The 19,822-nt window shown below is 38.5% G+C and carries 21 protein-coding genes; 1 reads left to right on the top strand and 20 read right to left on the bottom strand.

Annotated elements, in window-relative coordinates; translation table 11 throughout:
* Window positions 1-45: 45 nt before the first annotated feature.
* The 13 genes from WJQ40_RS04090 to WJQ40_RS04030 form a co-directional block, all read right to left on the bottom strand.
* Window positions 46-621: a nitroreductase family protein gene (locus WJQ40_RS04090; protein WP_337538051.1), complete on the bottom strand. Its 576-nt coding sequence runs from the start codon at window positions 619-621 to the stop codon at window positions 46-48.
* Window positions 622-656: 35 nt separating this feature from the next.
* Window positions 657-1,613 (bottom strand): hypothetical protein, encoded by a 957-nt coding sequence (locus tag WJQ40_RS04085; protein ID WP_337403308.1) that lies wholly within the window; start codon window positions 1,611-1,613, stop codon window positions 657-659.
* Between the two features lie 84 nt (window positions 1,614-1,697).
* Window positions 1,698-1,913 carry a hypothetical protein gene (locus tag WJQ40_RS04080; RefSeq protein WP_337538050.1) on the bottom strand — a complete coding sequence of 72 codons (216 nt, stop codon included), beginning with the start codon at window positions 1,911-1,913 and terminating at the stop codon, window positions 1,698-1,700.
* 219 nt (window positions 1,914-2,132) lie between these two features.
* Window positions 2,133-3,062, bottom strand: coding sequence for a DMT family transporter (locus tag WJQ40_RS04075; RefSeq protein WP_337538048.1), 930 nt, complete (start codon window positions 3,060-3,062; stop codon window positions 2,133-2,135).
* Window positions 3,063-3,096: 34 nt separating this feature from the next.
* Window positions 3,097-3,756 (bottom strand): 2-dehydro-3-deoxyphosphogluconate aldolase, encoded by a 660-nt coding sequence (locus WJQ40_RS04070; protein WP_337403302.1) that lies wholly within the window; start codon window positions 3,754-3,756, stop codon window positions 3,097-3,099.
* Between the two features lies 1 nt (window position 3,757).
* Window positions 3,758-4,807 carry a 2-dehydro-3-deoxygalactonokinase gene (locus WJQ40_RS04065; RefSeq protein WP_337538046.1) on the bottom strand — a complete coding sequence of 350 codons (1,050 nt, stop codon included), beginning with the start codon at window positions 4,805-4,807 and terminating at the stop codon, window positions 3,758-3,760.
* A complete protein-coding gene (locus tag WJQ40_RS04060) occupies window positions 4,776-5,453 on the bottom strand; it encodes an RraA family protein (RefSeq protein ID WP_117633140.1) in 678 nt (225 codons plus the stop codon). The genes WJQ40_RS04065 and WJQ40_RS04060 overlap by 32 nt, the downstream gene beginning before the upstream one ends.
* Window positions 5,454-5,458: 5 nt before the next feature.
* Window positions 5,459-6,526 carry a sialidase family protein gene (locus WJQ40_RS04055; protein WP_262574851.1) on the bottom strand — a complete coding sequence of 356 codons (1,068 nt, stop codon included), beginning with the start codon at window positions 6,524-6,526 and terminating at the stop codon, window positions 5,459-5,461.
* A gap of 7 nt (window positions 6,527-6,533) precedes the next feature.
* Window positions 6,534-7,616, bottom strand: coding sequence for a beta-propeller fold lactonase family protein (locus WJQ40_RS04050; protein ID WP_337538043.1), 1,083 nt, complete (start codon window positions 7,614-7,616; stop codon window positions 6,534-6,536).
* Between the two features lie 18 nt (window positions 7,617-7,634).
* Window positions 7,635-8,441, bottom strand: coding sequence for an SDR family oxidoreductase (locus tag WJQ40_RS04045; protein ID WP_262574849.1), 807 nt, complete (start codon window positions 8,439-8,441; stop codon window positions 7,635-7,637).
* A gap of 25 nt (window positions 8,442-8,466) precedes the next feature.
* Entirely contained in the window at window positions 8,467-9,450 is a 984-nt protein-coding gene (locus WJQ40_RS04040) for an ABC transporter permease (protein ID WP_337538040.1), read from the bottom strand.
* Window positions 9,447-10,958 carry a sugar ABC transporter ATP-binding protein gene (locus WJQ40_RS04035; protein ID WP_262574845.1) on the bottom strand — a complete coding sequence of 504 codons (1,512 nt, stop codon included), beginning with the start codon at window positions 10,956-10,958 and terminating at the stop codon, window positions 9,447-9,449. Before WJQ40_RS04035 ends, WJQ40_RS04040 begins: the two co-directional genes overlap by 4 nt.
* A gap of 66 nt (window positions 10,959-11,024) precedes the next feature.
* Window positions 11,025-12,041: a sugar ABC transporter substrate-binding protein gene (locus WJQ40_RS04030; protein ID WP_337538036.1), complete on the bottom strand. Its 1,017-nt coding sequence runs from the start codon at window positions 12,039-12,041 to the stop codon at window positions 11,025-11,027.
* 313 nt (window positions 12,042-12,354) lie between these two features.
* On the opposite strand from WJQ40_RS04030, the gene WJQ40_RS04025 reads away from it, so the two are divergent.
* On the top strand, window positions 12,355-13,071 hold the full coding sequence (locus WJQ40_RS04025) for a GntR family transcriptional regulator (protein WP_337538034.1): 717 nt from the start codon (window positions 12,355-12,357) through the stop codon (window positions 13,069-13,071).
* 101 nt (window positions 13,072-13,172) lie between these two features.
* Here WJQ40_RS04025 and WJQ40_RS04020 read toward each other — a convergent pair whose 3' ends face one another.
* From WJQ40_RS04020 to WJQ40_RS03990, 7 genes are all read right to left on the bottom strand, one after another.
* The gene (locus tag WJQ40_RS04020; RefSeq protein WP_117633142.1) at window positions 13,173-13,562 is read right to left on the bottom strand and encodes a VOC family protein; all 390 of its coding nucleotides are present in this window, start codon (window positions 13,560-13,562) and stop codon (window positions 13,173-13,175) included.
* A complete protein-coding gene (locus WJQ40_RS04015; RefSeq protein WP_337538126.1) occupies window positions 13,555-14,541 on the bottom strand; it encodes a carbohydrate kinase in 987 nt (328 codons plus the stop codon). Before WJQ40_RS04015 ends, WJQ40_RS04020 begins: the two co-directional genes overlap by 8 nt.
* A 109-nt stretch (window positions 14,542-14,650) precedes the next feature.
* Window positions 14,651-15,475, bottom strand: coding sequence for an SDR family oxidoreductase (locus WJQ40_RS04010; RefSeq protein WP_337538031.1), 825 nt, complete (start codon window positions 15,473-15,475; stop codon window positions 14,651-14,653).
* Between the two features lie 35 nt (window positions 15,476-15,510).
* Window positions 15,511-17,106: a hypothetical protein gene (locus WJQ40_RS04005; protein WP_337538029.1), complete on the bottom strand. Its 1,596-nt coding sequence runs from the start codon at window positions 17,104-17,106 to the stop codon at window positions 15,511-15,513.
* 11 nt (window positions 17,107-17,117) lie between these two features.
* Window positions 17,118-18,092, bottom strand: a complete 975-nt coding sequence (locus WJQ40_RS04000; protein WP_337538027.1) for a beta-propeller fold lactonase family protein — start codon at window positions 18,090-18,092, stop codon at window positions 17,118-17,120.
* Window positions 18,093-18,109: 17 nt separating this feature from the next.
* Window positions 18,110-18,931 carry a carbohydrate ABC transporter permease gene (locus WJQ40_RS03995; RefSeq protein ID WP_337538025.1) on the bottom strand — a complete coding sequence of 274 codons (822 nt, stop codon included), beginning with the start codon at window positions 18,929-18,931 and terminating at the stop codon, window positions 18,110-18,112.
* A gap of 13 nt (window positions 18,932-18,944) precedes the next feature.
* A partial coding sequence (locus WJQ40_RS03990) for a sugar ABC transporter permease (protein ID WP_337538024.1) occupies window positions 18,945-19,822 on the bottom strand: 878 nt, incomplete at its 5' end.

The raw sequence follows: 19,822 nt of genomic DNA, 5'->3' as shown, positions 1-19,822 counted from the left end.
GTCTGCTGATACTCTCTGAAGCCCTATGCTTTGTGTACTCACTCTCTAGCAGAGAATATCCTTAAGCGCACGCTTTGGTACATAATGCACATCATTTTCATCCCTGTAATATCCTATCTCGCCATCTTCCTTCACGTCCGTCAGTACGATCTTTTCTGCCGGCTTACCGAGTGCTACTACCAGTACAGGCTCCAGATTTTCCGGCAGATCCAGTATCTTTTTGAGTTCTGCCAGGGAAAAGCTACCAATCATACAGCCGCCAAGCCCGTCCTCAGTTGCTGCAAGGAGTATGGTCTGTGCCACGATTCCCACATCTCTCTGAAAGCTTGCAATATTCGGTGCCAGATTTTTGTCCTGACAGATGACAATGAATGCAGTCGGGTTCATTCCCTCATGGGGAAGGTGTAAATGAGCCAGTCTTGCCGCAAATTTGGTGAGTGGGAGAATCTTTGCCACCTCTTCCTTCTCACAGGCAATGTGATACTTTAAGGGCTGAATATTCAGGCTGGAGGCTGCATATCTGGTCAGATCTACGTAAGACAGCAGCTTCTCCCTGTCAATCTGATAAGACCCATCATACCCTCTGTAGCTTCTGTTTGCTTTCACTAAATCTCTGAACATTTCTCTTCCTCCTATGCTTTCTGCTGACATTCCGCTTATTCTACAGCTATCATAAATGTATAATTCGTATCATAGGTTCTTACATAAAGAATCCCATCCTGCCGGATAATATAATCCGGCGCCGTTTTTACCGGTATTTCCTGTACTACTTCCCCAGTATCTATGCGGACAATCTTCAGATAATCGTCTTCAGCCGTAAATCCATATCCGCAGATGATATAATCATCTACAAATGCAAAGCCTCTTGCATTGCAGGTCAGCGGCTCCGTTTTCCAAAGTACACTGTTGTCTGTCAGATCAACTGCTGTGATATAGGCCGTCTGTGGACAGGAACCTGCATAGGTATAATGCCCTGTTGCCAGATAAAGAACGTTATCCCTTACTGCCGCATAAAAAAGATTCTGATCAATAAAATCATAATCCGCTTCCACATACTCTGTGCTATACTGATATTCCCTAAGATCAAAGGTGACTGTTTTCCCGGTAGCCAGCTCTGTCAGAAAAAGGGCTGGCTGATCTGCCTCATTTCTGAAGGACTCATAACGATACTTCCCGTCCTCATAGGGAAATCCCTGTCTCTGCAATCCATTGTCCTGAAACCACTTATCCTCATCAATGATCTCATTGGGCTCTTCACTTTCCTTGATAAGAGCAATGGCGGTAAGCTCCCGTTCCTGCACCCGATCCGACCTATAATAGGAAAAAGACGGATTCGGCAGGATCACATATGTATCCATCTGCTCATTTTCGCCGCTATTTCCTGGATCACTGCTTTCCACATCTTCTGTCTGCGCCTCTGCAGTCAGACCATTCTCATCTTCCGAAATCGTATCTTCTTCTGTGGAAGCATTCCCATTTTCATCAGCCTGTCCTTCCTCTGTGACCACTGCCTCTGTATCTTCCTCTGTACTCCCCTTCGCTGTCCCTGCACAGCCCATTAGCAGGCCTGCAGCAACAAGAATAGCTCCAAGCATTAATTTCTGTTTTCTCATATTTTCCTCACTTTCACGATCACAATCGTCAGATATGGTAATTTTTCCGGCCATTCTTCAAGACCACGCATCACCATCTCATTTTCAAGGCCACAGTCTGCCACCGCATACACCTGTAGCTCTTCGCCGTTTTTCTCCCGGCATGTTGCCTCTTTTTTCAGTACTTTCTTTACATGCTGAAGTTCCCCGCTGCTCTGCCAGACGGCAGATCTCCTCTGCGGTCTTCTCCCATGCTGCTTTCAATTCCTCTTTATTCTTCGTCATGGGAAAGTCAGCCAGCATGAATTCCTTCTCTGCCACCTCCGGTGATTATCTGTTTTCACCCAGCAGAAGCAGATCCAGCATGAAATTATTTTACCAAGTTGCTGAAGAAATACAACAACCTTTTGATCAGGTTCTCTGGAAATAAAGCGAAAATACTAAACTGCTCAAAAAGAAAACGGGAGTGTATTCAAAAATTCAACATAGCTGAATTTTTGAATACACTCCCGGGAATAAATCAGACTTTTTTAACCACATTTATAGGTAGTGTTGTTTTCCATGTTTAGCATTTACGACTCCGATTCCTACGCTAACAAGCACAAGTGCTATGATATTTTTCACAGAAAAAACGGGCTCATCGAGAAACATTCCCGACATTATCACGCCAAAAACCGGAATAGAAAACGCAAACATTGTAACCTTTCCCACCGGATTATATTTTAACAGCAGTGTCCATATACTGAAAGCTGCTGCAGATAGTGCTGCCAAATACAAAAGAAGACAGGCTGCCTTTAAGGAATATACCTGTACTCGTCCTCCCATGCAGATTCCTATTATTATCATTAGCAGACTTCCAAACAGTATCTGATATGACGTAATTGCCATCGGCGATTCCTGTTTTACTATTTTTTTCAAGTATACATTACTGATTCCATAAGATGCAGCCGCCGCCAGCATAAGTCCCTCACCCCTAAAGGAAAAACTACCATTTAATATTCCTGTTAAATTTATCAGAATCACTCCTGCTAATCCAGCAATACATCCAAAGATGGTTTCCCAGGATAGCCTTTCATTTTTAAGCAGAAAATGCGCTGCTATAACAGAAATAAACACATTTGAAGCATTTATAATTGCACTTTCTGATGATGAAATATACGCCAGACTAATGTGAAAACACGTATATTGAATCGTAGTCTGCAATAACCCCTGCCTGATAATCCCCGGAATCGACAGCTTCCTCACCCGCAAAATCCGTTTTTCCAAAATGCACCCGACAATAAAAGTAATTATTCCCGATATAAAAAAACGGACTCCTGCAAACAAAATCTGGCTACCCGTATCCGAAATTTTGAACAGTGGATATGCTATTTTCACACATGGGAATGCACTTCCCCACAGCACGCAGCAAAAAAGAGCTCCCAGACTCAGCCACACCGGATTTTGCAGATTAATCTTTAATTTGGCCATACAATTCCTTTCCAGCATATGCTTTAATCCTTATTTATCGAATCGCCTGTAAATATCTTTTTGCTCTGTCTTCTATAATCTGAAATACTTCTTCATCACAATAGCTTGAAAACAAACCGGCATCTACAAGCTGCTTTCCGACTCCAAAACAGCTGACACCGGCACTTTGAAATGCAGGTATATCTTCCGGACGGATTCCACCCACAGCAGCAATAGGAATATAGTCAAGAGGAGCCTTTATCGCGCGGATATAAGCTTCTCCCAGATAATTTGCCGGAAATACTTTTACAATATCTGCACCTGCCTGATATGCCCTTATGATCTCACTTGGCGTAGCTGCTCCCGGTATAGAAACCAATCCCATTTCTTTAGTAGCACGCACTACCTCCTCGTTTAAATTCGGAGAAATAATGTACTCTCCTCCGATCTCTGCAACCCTTTTTACCTGTAGCTTATTTATTACTGTTCCGGCACCAATATGTATGGAATCCCCGTAATGCTTTCTTAAGCCTTCAATATTCCGGAGACTTTTTTCCATTGATAATTCCGATTCATTATCAATAGCCAGCTCAAAAAAGTGCATACCCATATTTTTCAGGATATCTACTGTAGCAATCAGCTTTTCTTCCGCCAACCCTCTGAGAATAACAATCAGCTTTTCTTCTAAAATTCTATCCTTCAGGTCACTCATCATCCTACTCACCTTCCTTCCATTTATAATATAATTCTGCGAGAAGAAATGCCCCTTTCGCCGCCATCAGTTCGTCCTCATCCAAAAGATGAACCTTCTTTTCCTGCATGATATCTGTTAATATATCATAAACAGCCTGTGCAATTATCCGCTTACCTGCAATAACAAACTGCACCTCCTCCAAAGCCTCTGTCTTCTTAAACTCACATATACTCAGACAATCGTAATACATCAATACCCCTAACAGGAAATTGGCTGCCTTCTTTTTATCTTTATGTACATATTTTTGATAAATACGTGTTTTAAAAACTGCACTTGTAAAGGAATTCTTCTGTGCCATCCGAGCTCCATCTGACACTGCCTGATAATCATATTCCTCTTCACCGACAAAGAAATCCGGAAGTGAATCCTTTAATAACGTATGGAAAAACAAAGCATCAAGCAGTTCTCCACTCATGGTTGTCTTACAACGGCAGATAAACCCTTCTTCATTTGCATATATTATTTTAGTATGGGAGCCTGGTAAAACAAAAATCAGATCCTCGCCCTTGCCACGCTCCCTCAACAAAGCCACCGCCTCTGTTTCTTCTCCACGCATAACATCCATCTGCTCCAGCGTATCTATTCCGATATTCTCTACATGGTTCCTGACTCCCGGAATCATGTAAAAAGGTATTCTGGTAATGTCATTAAAGAAGCGGCATTCTATTGCATTGCACAAAGCCCTTTCATCAACAGGTGCGCATAAATATGGAATTTCTTCAAGCCCCACATTAGAGGTTAACATCCCCGAGCAAAAAATCCCTTGAACCTGGCTTTCTTCTATATGACTTTCTTCTATCAGGCCATCAATACATCTTTTTACCGTTTCACGGATCACCTGATCGGATCCATCCATAGCGGTATTCCTGACACCTGCTCTTTCTTTTTTAGAAGAAACAAAGGAACCATCCTGTCTCCACAAATATGCCCGGGTATTCGTTGTACCACCATCAAGAGTAATGATATATTTCAATTCATGATTATATTCTTCCGAATTTTGCAAGCAATTCATCAACGGTTGCTCCTCTCAGAATTTCTTCTCTTGTTGCAATTTCAAGATCTGCCTGAGCGCGTGCCTTTTTATATACAGCTTCCAGCTCATTATACGGAACTACCGCAACACCGATTTCATCCGCAACAATTAAATCTCCTGGATTTACAATAACGCCTCCGCAACAGACAGGAACATTTACCGCAATAGGTTCCTTCCTTCCCGAATATGCTGTATGCGCTGCTCTAGGTCCTGACGCCTTGGCAGTTATCGGAAACTCCAGCATCTTTGCCTCATCTGTATCACGGCAGCTGCCATCAATCACAGCGCCTGCTATACCGGCATTTCTTGCAAGTCCAGACATAAGTCCTCCCCAAATTGAGGTTTCCGTTTCTCCAAATGCATCAATTACAATAACATCCCCAGGTCTGGCAATTTCAAATACACACAGGCAATCCACGATATCTCCTGCTGTCAGCTTTACAGTAATAGCCGGACCAATTATTTTTTTATTGATGGATTTGGGCTTCATATCATGTCGCATTACCTGCTCTCTCTCCATTGCGTCCCCTACAACGCAGGAAAGGGAATAAACATCTTCCATTTCTTTATATGGTTTGATCAGTTCCTCCTGGATATCCGGTCTCGGATTCATTATACATTTCATTATCTTTACACCTTTCTTTTAATTATTTGCCAATGCAGAACATTCGTCTGATTATCTTTGTAAGCATGCGATGCCTGAATCAGGAGCTTCTCATGGGATGTTCCTTTCCCAATGACCAAATTATTTGAATAAGCCCCTAATCCCTCTGTACGGACTTTTAAATATCTTCCTTCATCCCAGTGAATTCCATCCTCCGAGCAATATAAGACAAAATTTCCTGCTTGTTCGCCATTATTTCCGCTTCTGCCATGAAGAAAATACAAATGTTCAAAGCCTACAACCTGCGGGTTCCGGATTTTTTTTGCCACAAAGGTTGTACCTGCCTGTCCCCACGACATTCCTTTATCCTCACTTAACACATAGGACAGATTATATTCATCATCCAGATTATAATTGTACACAATCAGACGGCCATCCTCCAGAAACATCATGCTTCCATATCCATGATGCAGCGACGGAATTGGAATTCTGCTTCTTTCATAATAGTTTTCTCCACCATCTTCACTAACCACAAGTGAATAATAATGATCCGTGGTTTGACCTGTCCAATCAACCGTCGCATCATTGACAAATAAAAGCAGAAAAATTGTTCCCTCCTGATACATCGCATCATAAATACGTCCTCGACGTGTTCCTATCTGACGCAGATTGCTCCATGTGCTTCCTTTATCTCGGCTAATTGAATAAGATGGCACCATATAGGGTTGCCACTGTGGATCATTTGATATGTCACATATTAATTGATATACAATAATATCTCCCTTTTCATTCACTATTGCCTTTTCACACATAGCGGAGTATTTCATCTCAGAATGTAGCAATTTTAATGACGGCTGAAAGATATAGGGCTGTGACCATGTTTCCCCATAATCCTCTGACCTTTTATACTCCATCCATCCTACCGCAGAATGTCCCTTTTCATCAAGTGAGCAATTAGGGTAAAAAGCTAAAATTTTTCCTTCCTCATACTCCACCAAAGCATGTCCCAAATGACCGCTCCGCCCATTTATTTCATGGTTCACAAAGACATTTCCTTCTGGTGGCACTACATCAAATTCATCTTCAAATTTCATCTAAAATTCACCACCTTATAAAATTGTAAGCATTTTCCAAATCAAGCAGCTTTGTTCTGTCACTTAATCTTCCATATCGTGAAACACAATATGATTCCAACGATCCTTTGGAAGATTCATATTCCTCATTTAATATATACAGAACCTTAAAGTTTTCGGAAAATTGAAGTGCCCTCGGCCATCCAGCCGTTGGAACACTTTGCAATAATACAGGGATTCCATTTTCTTCATTAATCTCAAATACACAGACACAATTTGCTCCGCGATTGGAAACATATAAATATTTTCCGTTTGGCGATAGCACTATATCTGCCGACAAGTTATTACCTATGTAAGCATCCGGCAAAGCTGATTTTTTATCAACCACTGTCATCTCAGCTTCTAATACTTCATATTTTAGTGTATAAAGAGAGCTAGTTAATTCTGTCAAAAGATATACATAAGAAGTTTCATTATTAATCACCAGGTGTCTCGGCCCACTTTGAGGTTTGATGCTGCAGGAATTTATAAGGTTAAGTTCATGCTCTCCTTTTTTCAAAATCCATATTTTGTCTTTTCCAAGATCTGGAATCAAAATCGTCCCTGTAAAATCCACCCCATAGATCGCATGCGGGTGAGAACCATTCTGTCGATATTCCGCACTATATATATTAACTTCCGGTTCTTTTTCTTGCTTTTTCTTTTCACTTGGGAAAGCAAATCTGAGGTAAGTATTACTTAATTCTCCCTCCTCTCCTATTTCAAAACAATATACATTACCTGCATCATATCCGCTGACTAAAAGATTCCGGTCTTCAAACGCCACCCGCATAAAACTGATTCCTATAGACGCAACTATTCTTTTCTCAACAAATGCAATGTCTCCGTTATTCACTTTATACACATTAATGAAATCTGTATTTGTCTCAGAATCCCGTCCTGCCGCATATAGTGTTTTCTTTTTATATGCGCATGCAAAAAATGAAAAATTCTCGATTTTGTCTGCAAACTCTATTTTACTGATTTGATATATTTCATTATTCACATGACAACATACAATTCCATCATTCTTTTCATTTCCCTTTGTTCCTACAAATAAAATATCATCCATATGAAACTGTTCTCTCTGTCACTTCTGCATTATAAAGGTGCCTAATCCCTTAATGCCCTGCTCATTCAACTCCTGATCTGCCGGAGCACCGCATCGTTCACCACCATCAACTAAAATTTCTATTCCAGTAATAAAACCTGCCTCATCGGAAGCCAAAAATGCCGCGGTATAACCAATATCCTCTCCTGTACCCGTTCTTCCGATCGGTATATTATTTTTAAGTTCGTCATATTTTAAATGTTCATACCCTTTTGTGTACACGGCTATACAGCCTGGCGCAATTGCATTAATCCGAATTCCATATGGACCGTATTCAATTGCCATAGATCTGACTGCGCGTTGTAATCCCGCCTTCATTGCTCCATATATACAGTCAATTGCATTTGATGTCGTTGCTTTCTCTGATGATGTAAAAAGAATTGTTCCCTTGATTTTTTCATCAATCATATGCTGTGCCACTAATTTGGCCAAAATGATCCCTGCCCTGAAATTTACTTTATAAACATAATCAATTTCCTCCGTATAAGATGTTTGAATATATTTTTCATACCCTACACCAGCATTATTTACCAGAACATCAATATGTCCATACGCTTCAACAGCCTTCTTAACAAGCTCTTTGATAACATCTTCCTCCGCTAAGTTGCCGTCAAAGGTCACACATTCCTTTCCATATTTTTCCTTAATTTCTTTTGCTGTTTCATATGCCTTTTCTGCTTCACCACAATGTGCCAAAAAAATATTATATCCTTTTGATGCAAATACATATGCTATGCCTTTCCCAATACCTCTGTTAGCGCCTGTAATAATCACTGTTTTACTCATCTTTCTGCACTCTCCTTCTTATTTATTATTCTTCCGTAATAACTACTTTTTTATTGGCCATTTTCTCACGTCTGATACAGTCTACTCCAACCGCAGCTAATAATACAATTCCTTTGAAGATCAACTGATAAAATTCTCCAACTCCTAAGACTCCCAAACCATTGGTTAACGTTCCAATAATAAGAACTCCCAGAAAAACCCCCTTCATATTACCTACACCGCCGTTTAATCCAATACCTCCAACCACACAGGCCGTAATTACATCCATCTCCATTCCTTCACCACCTGCCGGCTGTCCTGATGCAACCCGCCCCATTAGGATCAAACCAGCAATCCCTGAAAGCAGTGCACAGATTAAATAAGAAATGGTTTTTACAACTTTAATTTTGATTCCTGAAAGCCTTGCACCTTCTTCATTACTTCCTACTGCATATAAATATCTTCCTATATATGTTTTTTTCAGGACAAATGCTCCCAAAAACATAACAATCAACATAATTATTACAGGAACCGGAATTCCAGCAACATATCCTTGACCAATCCATTTTACGTTTTCAGATAAACCATATACAGGAAGTCCTCCCGATATAATATAGCATACTCCTTGAATAATCTGCATCATCGCTATAGTTGCAATCATCGGCCACATCTTGAATTTATTAATCAGTAAGCTATTAACAAATCCACACAGGGCTACTCCTACCATACCTATAACAGCTGCTCCCAAAGGATTCCACTGATATTTTACTATAAGAAGTGCCGTAACCGTTCCAATAAGAGACATCTGCGATCCAACTGTTAAATCCAATCCACCTGAAATCAGCACCATTGCCATACCTGTGCTTACAATCCCCAACATAGAAAGCTGTCTTAAAAGGTTAATAAAATTATTGTATGTAAAAAATCCTTTGGCAATTATGGAAAAAAAGATAACAAGGAAAACCAATATTCCTAAAATTGCAATTAACTGTCTATATTCCTGTACGGAATCTTTTATTTTACTCTTCATTTCTGTTCCTCCACTGCATAACCTGAACCATATTTCAGTATTGTCTCTTGATCGAATTCACCCTTTTGCAATTCTCCGCTGATCTTTCCTTCATGTAATACAATGATCCGATCAGACATACCAATTAACTCATCCATTTCAGAAGAAATCATGATTATTCCAATTCCTGATTCTGCTAATTGGTTCATCAATAAGTAAATTTCCTGCTTGGCACCTACATCAATCCCTCTGGTAGGCTCATCCAGTATCAAGATCTTACAATCGCTTGCCAACCATTTCGCCAATACAACCTTTTGCTGATTACCGCCACTTAAATTTTTAACGAGTTGTTCTGTAGATGGTGTTTTGATTCTAAGTCTACTTCTTTGCTCTTCTACAATTTTATCCTCCATAGCGCTACGAACCACCAAACCCATCGATATTTTTTTCAAAATAGGCAACACTATATTTTCTTTAACAGACAGCGTCAGCAAAACGCCTTCCTGTTTTCGATCTTCAGAAACATATGCAATTCCACACTGAACGGCATCTCTTGGAGAAGTAATATGCAGCTCTTTACCTTCACAAAAAATACTCCCTTTCCACATCTTATTAGCTCCAAATATGATTTTTGCCGTTTCTGTTCGACCTGCTCCTACCAGACCTCCCAAACCAAGAATTTCTCCTTTATGTAATTTAAAAGAAACATTTCTTACACCTCTGCCATATAAATTATTTACTTCCAATAATGGCAAAAGATCTTTATTATGATAATTTCTATCCGGAAAAGTTTCTGATGTTTCCCGATTAACCATTAATCGAATTAATTCATCCTGACATGTATCAGTAATATTCAGCGTTTCAATTTTTCTTCCATCTCGAAAAACCGTTACTCTGTCAGCTAAGTCGAATACTTCTTCAAGCCGATGGGAAATATACAAAATGGTAACGCCTTCTCGCTTAAGCTTATCTACAATGGAATACAAAATTTTAACCTCGTTTGCAGTAAGTGGTGCAGTTGGTTCATCCATAATTATAAATTTTGCATGTCTGGCAATAGCTTTGGCTATTTCTATCATCTGCATATAGGCAACTGACAGATTCTTTACAGGACTTTTGGGATTCAGATACCCTAATCCCAATTCATCAAGCAATACCTGTGTATCTTTCACAATTTTTTCCCGATTTACACAAACCAAGCCTCCCGGATAAGAACCCAAAAATATATTTTCTGCAATACTCAATTCAGGGATTAAATTAAATTCCTGATAAATCACTTCAATTCCAAGTTTTCTACGTTCCAGAGGCTCCTGTATCTCCTGAAGTTCTCCTTCAAAATACACATGACCTTTATCAACCGATACCGCTCCTGCAATAACCTTAATCAGCGTTGATTTTCCCGCTCCGTTTTCCCCTACAAGAGCGTGAATTTCACCTTTCTTGAAATCCATTGAAATATTTTGCAACGCTATAACTCCGGGATATGTTTTTGTTATATTTCTTACTGATAAAATATTTTCAACGCTCATTCATTTATCACCTTTCAAGATATGGGTATGAGTATTCCCCACACCCATATCATTCACTAATATTATTTATTCTAAATATTCACTCACATTATCCGCATTAACTGGAATATACTCCGTCTTAATATAGGAATCCTCAGGGCCATTTCCCCTGGCTCCTCCCACAGCTGCAATCACCGAGTTCTCTCCCTGTAATCCAATATCTGAATACAAATCACCTCTGAATATGGATCCTTCTGCCACGGCTTTTAACCCGTCAATAGAGCCATCACCGCCAAAAATACCAATATCATCTCCTACATGTCCTGCAGCCTTGAACGCTTCATATACTCCTAAAATACCTCCATCAGTAAAACTTCCTACTAAATTAACATCTGGATGAGCCTGCAGCCAGTTTTCACCAGCACTTATACCCTCAGGTGCTGAAATTGCACTGGGTCTGTCTATTACTTCAACATCTGGAATATATTCTTTAACGCCTTCTATAAATCCATCTATCTGCATTGTACAAAAAGGAATATTCGGATAATCACACAAAGCCAGCTTTACTGAACCATCAATATTATCCTTTGCCCATTTTCCAGCCTGCTGTCCCATCATTTTACCAAGTTCCACAGGATCCTTCATTCCTACAAAATAGTCCGTAACGTCTTCACCACATTCAAAATCCTGAACAACTACTACTAAATCCGGATATTGCTTTTTTACTTTCTGTAATGTTTCTGTTGCTACGTCGGTATCTTCCGGCTGTATAATGATCGCATTTCCTCCCGAAGCCGCTAAATTTTCAATTGATTCAATCATTTTATTAATATCATGCTGATAATCCATAACCCTTAATTCAGCATTCATCTGTTTTGCCTGTTCCTTAGCTGCATTCAGTTTTGCAATTTGTGAAGGTGTAGTCGTATCAGCATTAATCCATCCAATAATTACTTTTTCTTCCGTTTCATTTTCCACTGAAGAGACTTCCGACACTTCTGTTTTTTCCTCTACCTTATTTTCTTCCTCTTTTACATTTCCACAGCCGGTAGCAATGACGCTCAGAGCCAAAAGAACACCTGCAACTATTTTTGATATCTTCATTGTAATTCTCCTTCCAATTTTCATTTTTTGTTTAAAGATAATTATCTTTCATAAATTTATGTGACTATTGTATAATCTTTCAAGTGCCAAATCAATTGATATTTTCTCCATTAATAAAAGTTTTAAATTGGTGTTTTTCAACAAAACATCACTGATTTAACCCATATAAAATACGAATTTTTCACTAATGTTTCGTGCTGAAATTCCATTTTCATATTGACATGCCATTTCTTTAGAAATATTATATTATTAGCATCAATAGTAATGATCTTTCAATGATGTTTTGTCTATTATATGGAAGGAGAACTAATTAATGAGTCATATACCAGCCTACAAGGAAGTATACAGTAAATTAAAAGAAGAGCTTAAAGAAGGCATCTATCCTGCCGGAAGCCTACTGCCAACCGAATCCGAACTGGAAAAAATTTTTCATGTCAGTCGCACTACGATCCGCAAAGCTATCAGTATTTTATCCCTAGAAGGATATGTAAAAACAAAACAGGGATATGGAACGGAAGTATTAAACATTTTTACCGTACAGAAATTGAACCAGATAACCTCAATCACTGAAACCCTGCGCCAAAAAGGGTATACTGTTAAAACCAAAAGTATGTATATAGAAAAAAACACAGCTCCAGAATCAATTATGACTATCATGGAAATGCATACTCCTGCCCCCGTGTATAAAGTACAACGGGTACAGACTGCAGACGGGGTTCCCATCGCATTAATGACCAACTATGTCAAATGCAGCTATACCCCTGGATTAGAACACTATATCGATGGCTTTACCAGCTTTTACAGCTTTCTTGAGAAAAAGTATAAAATAATATTCTCCAATGCTGTCCAATACCTGTCAGCCGTGAGCGCCAATTTTACAGAATCACAAATATTAGAAAAACCTGTTGGTTCTCCACTTCTTTGCAGCCGTAGAATCTGTTATTCTGGTCAGGATCCTTTTCTATATGGCATTACCAAACTGGCTTCTGACAAATACGAATACTGTGTAAGTCTACAAAACAGACCATAATATTTTTTCATTTTTTAACTGTTTATTTGTCAAAAATCCCCGCACTTCATCTTTAAATTTAAATGCTGAAATGCGAGGATTTATTTTATTTATAATTTTCATCACAAGATCTGGCAGAACTCAAACTGTTCACCTGTTGGACTTGCTATCTTGAAGTACCGGATACCGTTGTCCCAAAATCCCGCAATACCTTCAATACCATCAGTAACGATTTTATATCCGTTCTTTACACAATATGCATAGTCCGACTCAATATCATCAGAAGCAAAACTATAATGATCAATTCTTCCGGAAACCTCATCCGGAAGCCGAGAATCTGATGGAAATATTTCAAAAATAACATCATCATTTTTCAAAAAATAAACAGTATCGTTTCCATTTTGAAATTTGCCAGTCACTTCAAAGCCAAGCACATTTACATACCACTCCACATCTCTTGCAACATCATTGGTAGCAATACCAATATGTCCGATCCTTCTGTTTTTAATCATAAGAACACCTCTTTCTGTTATTCCTGATAAATAATTCCACATCATCCTTGCCCGGGATAGACGGTATGCCTCCTCTACTTTGTACACACAATGCTGCAACCGCATTGCCTGTCAGCGCACATTGACCGATTTCTTCCCATTCCAGCTTTTCTATTACCTGATTATACGATAACAGTCTGCTTAGGAATCCACCCCAAAAGGAATCGCCTGCTCCCGTTGTATCAACCGTATTAACAGAGAACGCATCAAAAATTTCTCTTTGATCCTTTCTTGCCACTAATACCCCCTGCTTTCCCAGTGTAATTGCAACTAATTTTACTCCCATCTTCAGGAACTCATCTGATGCATCCTCATAATTGGACGCACCTGTCAAAAGCAGACTCTCTTCATCCGACACCTTCATTATATCCGCCAGCGATATCACTTTTTTCATTTCTTCTACAGCAGCACACTCACTTTTCCATAATGATGCCCGATAATTGGGATCATAAGAAATAATCACTCCTGCTTTTTTAGCGATCGATACCGCTTCCAACGTTGCACTCCTGGATGGCTCATTTGTTAAAGACAATGACCCAAAATGAAATATCTTACAGTTTGAAAGTAATTTTTCATCCAATTCTTCTTTTCTAAGCATAGTATCCGCTCCCGGTTTCCTTGCAAAAGAAAAGCTGCGCTCTCCCCTCTCATCCAGCTCCACGAACGCCATAGTAGTAAAATATTCTGTATCCTCTAATACTGCTCTTGTATCAATTCCTTCCTTTTTCAGTGTTTCTTTTAGAAAATGACCATGCATATCATTTCCCACTTTTCCAACAAATGCAGTACTGCACCCCATATGGCTTGCCGCTGTCAGCAGATTCGCAGGTGCTCCTCCAGGATTCTGCTCAAATAGCTTCATTCCATTCTTGCTATATCCTGATTCTGTGAAATCTATAAGTAATTCTCCTAACGCAACAATATCTATCTCTTTACTCATTTTCATTTACTCGTATTTTCCCAATTCTATAATGTCAAAGCCTGTTCTGATAAACCTCACAAACTTTTTAACCATCTATTGAGTCACTCTATTTTTTCAACCTTCGCTCTCAAAGGACACGACTCCATCTCTGGTCTGGTCCTATATCAGGACCCTGATGCATTGCTGGCAATAACAATCCTCCATCTACCCGTATCGTCTGTCCAGTAATATAAGATGCATCTTCCGAGCAAAGAAAAGCCACCGTATTTCCAATATCTCTTGGTGTTCCCGTTCTTTCTATAGGAATATTACGTCCCATATTCTCATAAAATGGAACCATTTCTTTCAGTGGACTCACTTGAATACATCCTGGCTCAATGGCATTAACACGTATTCCATAGGGTCCTAGTTCCAAAGCCACTGATTGAGTAGCTCTTTCTAATCCTGCTTTTAAGCTTCCATAAATACAATCAATTGGGAACGCCCGACTGGCTCTTACAGATCCAATATTCACCATACAGCCCCGTATTTCTTTTTCTATCATGTGATTTGCAGCATGCTTCATTAAAAGTAATGGTGTTCGCAAAAGCACAAAATACTCTTTGTCAATATCTTCTGATTTTGTATCTCTTAATTTTCCCTCTATTCCATATCCTGCATTATTCACCAGCACATGAATTTCTCCCAATTTTTCTACTGCGGTCTGGAATATTTTTTCCACATCCTCTTCTTTAGTAAAATCAGCTTCCTTACAAAAACACTTTACATTATATTCATTACAAATACTTTGAACTAATGCTTCTGCTTTTTCCATCTCGTTACGAAACTGTTCTTCACCATCATATATTCCACCCTTATAGGTGAAGAAAATATCGTATCCCTTCTCAGCTAAAACCCTACAAATACCTTCTCCAATTCCTCTGTTTCCACCTGTAACCAATGCTGTTTTCATCTTGAACACCTCCTATAATTCACCAATTTTATCACTTAGATATCACGAATTCCTTCACAATTTGTACTTCCAGCGCCCATATATCCTCTACTTTTTCCTCTTTCATCATCACTTACCCAAAAAGAAAAAACTTCTGCCTTCCTAATCCAAAATACAAATTTAATCGGCTTCCCTTCCAATTGTTTTAGACTGTTTCCACTACTCCATCGAACCATTACTTTTGTAGAATCAGTAATAACCGGTTCACATTCTTCTTTTCTAAAACCATTTATTGGTTCATCAGACGCTGTTCTTACTTCTACACGTACCTCTCCCAAATCACTGATTGTATTCAGCCACAAATATTCCCCTTTAAAAACCAGCACTCTAGTTTTTAAAAATCCTTCTTTTTCTGCTGCAACACTTGCAAATCCATCTCTCCGTAACGTAGCATAACCAGTAGCTCCACCTGCATACATATGTTTTCCATATTTTGGTGACTCCCCAGACCACGCAGAATAATAAAACCGCAACTGATCCTTTTCTACAATGCATAAGCCACCAGAGGCATGAATATAGCCATAATCCCATGTCCCCTTTTTCTCAGAACCCTTAAGAAAAGCTGTTCGATCTGGTCTGCAAAAATGAAAACCATCCCGGCTATAACCCAATGTAATATCACATTGTTTCGGAACTCCAAGTTCTTCTGCAATTCTATTATGAGGTCCTTTGAAAATCTCAAAAGCTCCTAGCAAAATACTTTCATAGGCTACACAATCAACACCATATAACTGTGTAGTACAATCGTATATCGCATGTTTTTTGTCTAAATCATCTGCTCCATACCAAAAAACAGGATCATTTCTTCCCCAATCTGCACCTTTCAAAAAATCTTCCGTTTCATAATACTGTCTATATCTATAGTGAAAATCCCCCTCTACATCTACTTTTCTAATGCTGAATACCCACTTTTTTCGAAAAGGATTATAAAAAAAGCTAGACGCATCACCACACGGTCCGGTTATTGTTGGCCCATTCCAATGAATTCCATCTGAGGAAATATAAAGCTCCCCTATCTCTTCGACCTCATTTTTTCTAAAAAAAACAAATAATTTATATCTGCTCTTTGGATCCTTTGTTTCATGATCAATCCATACCGTTGCACCATCCCGCTTATACCCCTTACGAAAAGGTAATACCATATTTGTTCCAGGTACAACATCCAAATCTGGTCTATACCAGTTTTGTCCGTCCAAACTCTCTGCATATGCAGTTCCATCAAACCACCCAGCCTGATACCACATTTTATAGAGTCCATCTTTCGAATCATAAAAAACACCGTCCGTAAAAGTAGCTGCCACTGGACAGCATCCCTCATTTTTTTCAATTTTTGTCTGTGGTTTTAAAATCGGATTCCCAACATAGGGTTCAGGGTAATAATATTTACGTTGCAAGGTTGATGTGTCAATCAAAAAGTCATCTACAAATAATTGCCTTCCAACATGAATAGGAATTACCTTCGGAGGGTTTGATAGATAACAAATAGTTTCTGGTATTCTATCTATATTCTTTTTTAATGCCTGTTCCTTTTCTTTCATACGTGGTGGCCAAGGCTTCTGAATATTAATTCCATTATATAGCTCTTCTCTCACAGTCATTCTCCTTATTCTATAATTATAGCTGTAGGACTCGGAATGCGAACCATTTCCTTCCGTAGTCTTATAGTCCCAGTATTGTTATCTACATCATAAAAAACTACACAATCTGAATACTCTAAAGCCACACCCAAAATTTTTCCATCTTTTGAAATATTAAAATCACGAGGAAATTGCCCTGGTAGGTAATGACGTTCTAAAAACTCTAAGGTTCCATCCTTCTGGATCTTATAAATCACAATAGTATCTTCACCTCGATTTGTAGTGTAAAGATACTGTCGATCGGGTGATATACGTATTGCTGCCGCATAATTAATTTTGGCAAACCCTTTTTCCACCGTTGATATACGCTGCTGAAGTGTCAGTTTTCCATGTTCATAACTGATCACAACAATTTCACTACTCTTCTCCGCTACAAGATAGAGGTTTTGTTTCTCACTTTCCAAAATCCGAAAATTACTTCCTTTCAAATAAAAGCGGCATATCTCTCCTCCATCCCCATATATCAAAACACTATCCAGTCCCTTATCGCAACATATAGCTTCATTCTTCAAAATTGAAAAAACGCTATGTGCATGAGGTTTTGCCTTATATCGCCCTGCCTGATTAAAGATTATCCTGCTTTTTCTGAGAGCATCTCCCACTTCAAATATAGTAAAGGATCCATCTTCATAGTTAGATGCATAAAGCCACTTGTGATCCACCGACAAGGACACATGGCATGTTGTACTCCCTCCTGTCTCATATTTTCCCATAAATTTCGGTGCTTTTCGATTTTCAACATTGTAAACAGCCACTTCCCCAACTTCGTTTTCCAAAGCAGCATACAAACATTTTTTCTCAGAATCCAAGCACAAATAGGAGGGATTTTTTTCTCCAATAACAGATATTACTCTTACTTGCTGCAAAACATCATCCATTTCCAACAAATAAATACCTTCACTACCTCTTTTGGTATAAGTTCCTATTATCATTTGATACATATTGATCTTCCTTTAAGCTATTTCAATTCTGTTATAGTAATACCTTCATCAAAATACTTTTGTGCACAAAAATATAGAAGAATAACAGGCAACATCATCATGACTGTAGCTGCCATCATCTGCCCATACTCTACACTCTTATCTCCAATTAACGAAAGTAGCCTTACTGAAATTGTTTGCCTTTCTGGTTTTCCAAGATAAATATTGGAATACCACACATCTTTCCATGCCCATATAAAATTCAAAAGCGCTGACACAATCAACGTTGGTTTTGACATAGGTCCAATGATATAAAAGAATATTTGCATAGTTCCACAACCGTCAATTTTAGCTGCTTCATCCACTTCTTTCGGTATTCCATTCATAAACTGGCGTATTAAAAAAATATGATATGGAACCCCTAAACAGTATGGTAAGAGCATTGGTAATATAGTATTGATCATATTCAATTTTTTAAACATCAAAAATAAGGGAATCGTCATAATCTGTGTAGGCAGCATCATCGATAACAGCAGAATTACAAATAATACTTTCTTACCCGGAAATTTAAATCTCGAAAATCCATAAGCGGCTAACGCTGAACTAAATACCACAATTATGGTAAAAGTCAATGCAAATACCAAGGAATTTAAAATTGCTCTAAAAAAGCCGATGTTTACCCATGCATTTACAAAATTTTCAAAATGCATCGGAATAGGAAAATAAACTGGAGGATTAGAATAAAACTGCGTTTTATCTTTTAGGGAACTAGAAATCAACCAAAAGAATGGCACCAGCATAACTATTGCTAACATTAGCAATATAACCCACTTTAATACTCCTAAAATACTTTTTTTCATAACTACATTCCTTTCAGTCAAAAGATTGATAATCCAGTTTCAACTTCTTTATTAAGCCAAAGCCAGCCAATGTACAAAGTAAAACAATGATTAATAAAATTATACCTAATGCTGCTGCATATGCTATTTCAAAATCCTTGAACCCTTTCTCATAAATATGAATTAACAACACTCCCAATCCATAATCCCTTCCATATGGTTTAATCACATCTCCTTCCGCTTTCGTAAAAGGAATAATATGTTCATACACCTGCCATCCATTTATTATTCCCATTATAAAATTGAAGATAATAGACTGTGAAATCAGAGGTAAAGTAACTGAAAAAAATCTTCGAACTGCTCCTGCTCCATCAATCAATGCAGCTTCTTGGTAACTGGGGTTAATTCCCTTAATAGCCGCAAGGAAAATTATCATTGGCGTTCCGATATACCAGATACTGGAAACAATTGCCGTTGGCATAGCTAAAGTTGAATCACTAAACCATCCATGAGTTCCAAGTCCAAATAAATGATTCACAAAACCATTTGGACTCCCCGAGAATATAAATCCCAAAACCACACCAAATGCTACTGGTGGCAGTAAACAAGGAAAATAAAAAACAGTCCGAAAAAATTTGCCCCCTTTAACTTTTCCTGCCAACAAATTCGCTATTATCAAAGACACACTAAGCATAATAACATTAGAAAAAATAACCCACAGAAAAGTATTCTTCAAGCAAATCCAAAACACCTTATCCTCAAAGAATATTTTATAGTAATTTTTTAACCCTACAAATTTGCCCTCACCCCAGATTGTTTTATCTGTAAAGCTTAATCCAATATTGGAACATATAGGATACAAATAAAATATAAGGAATCCGACAAACCACGGCATTACAAGTAAGAAACCAT

It is taken from the genome of Suilimivivens sp. (assembly GCF_037359455.1).
In the GTDB taxonomy this organism is placed as follows: Bacteria; Bacillota; Clostridia; order Lachnospirales; family Lachnospiraceae; genus Suilimivivens; species Suilimivivens aceti.
This window is presented reverse-complemented; position numbering and strand designations above follow the sequence as displayed.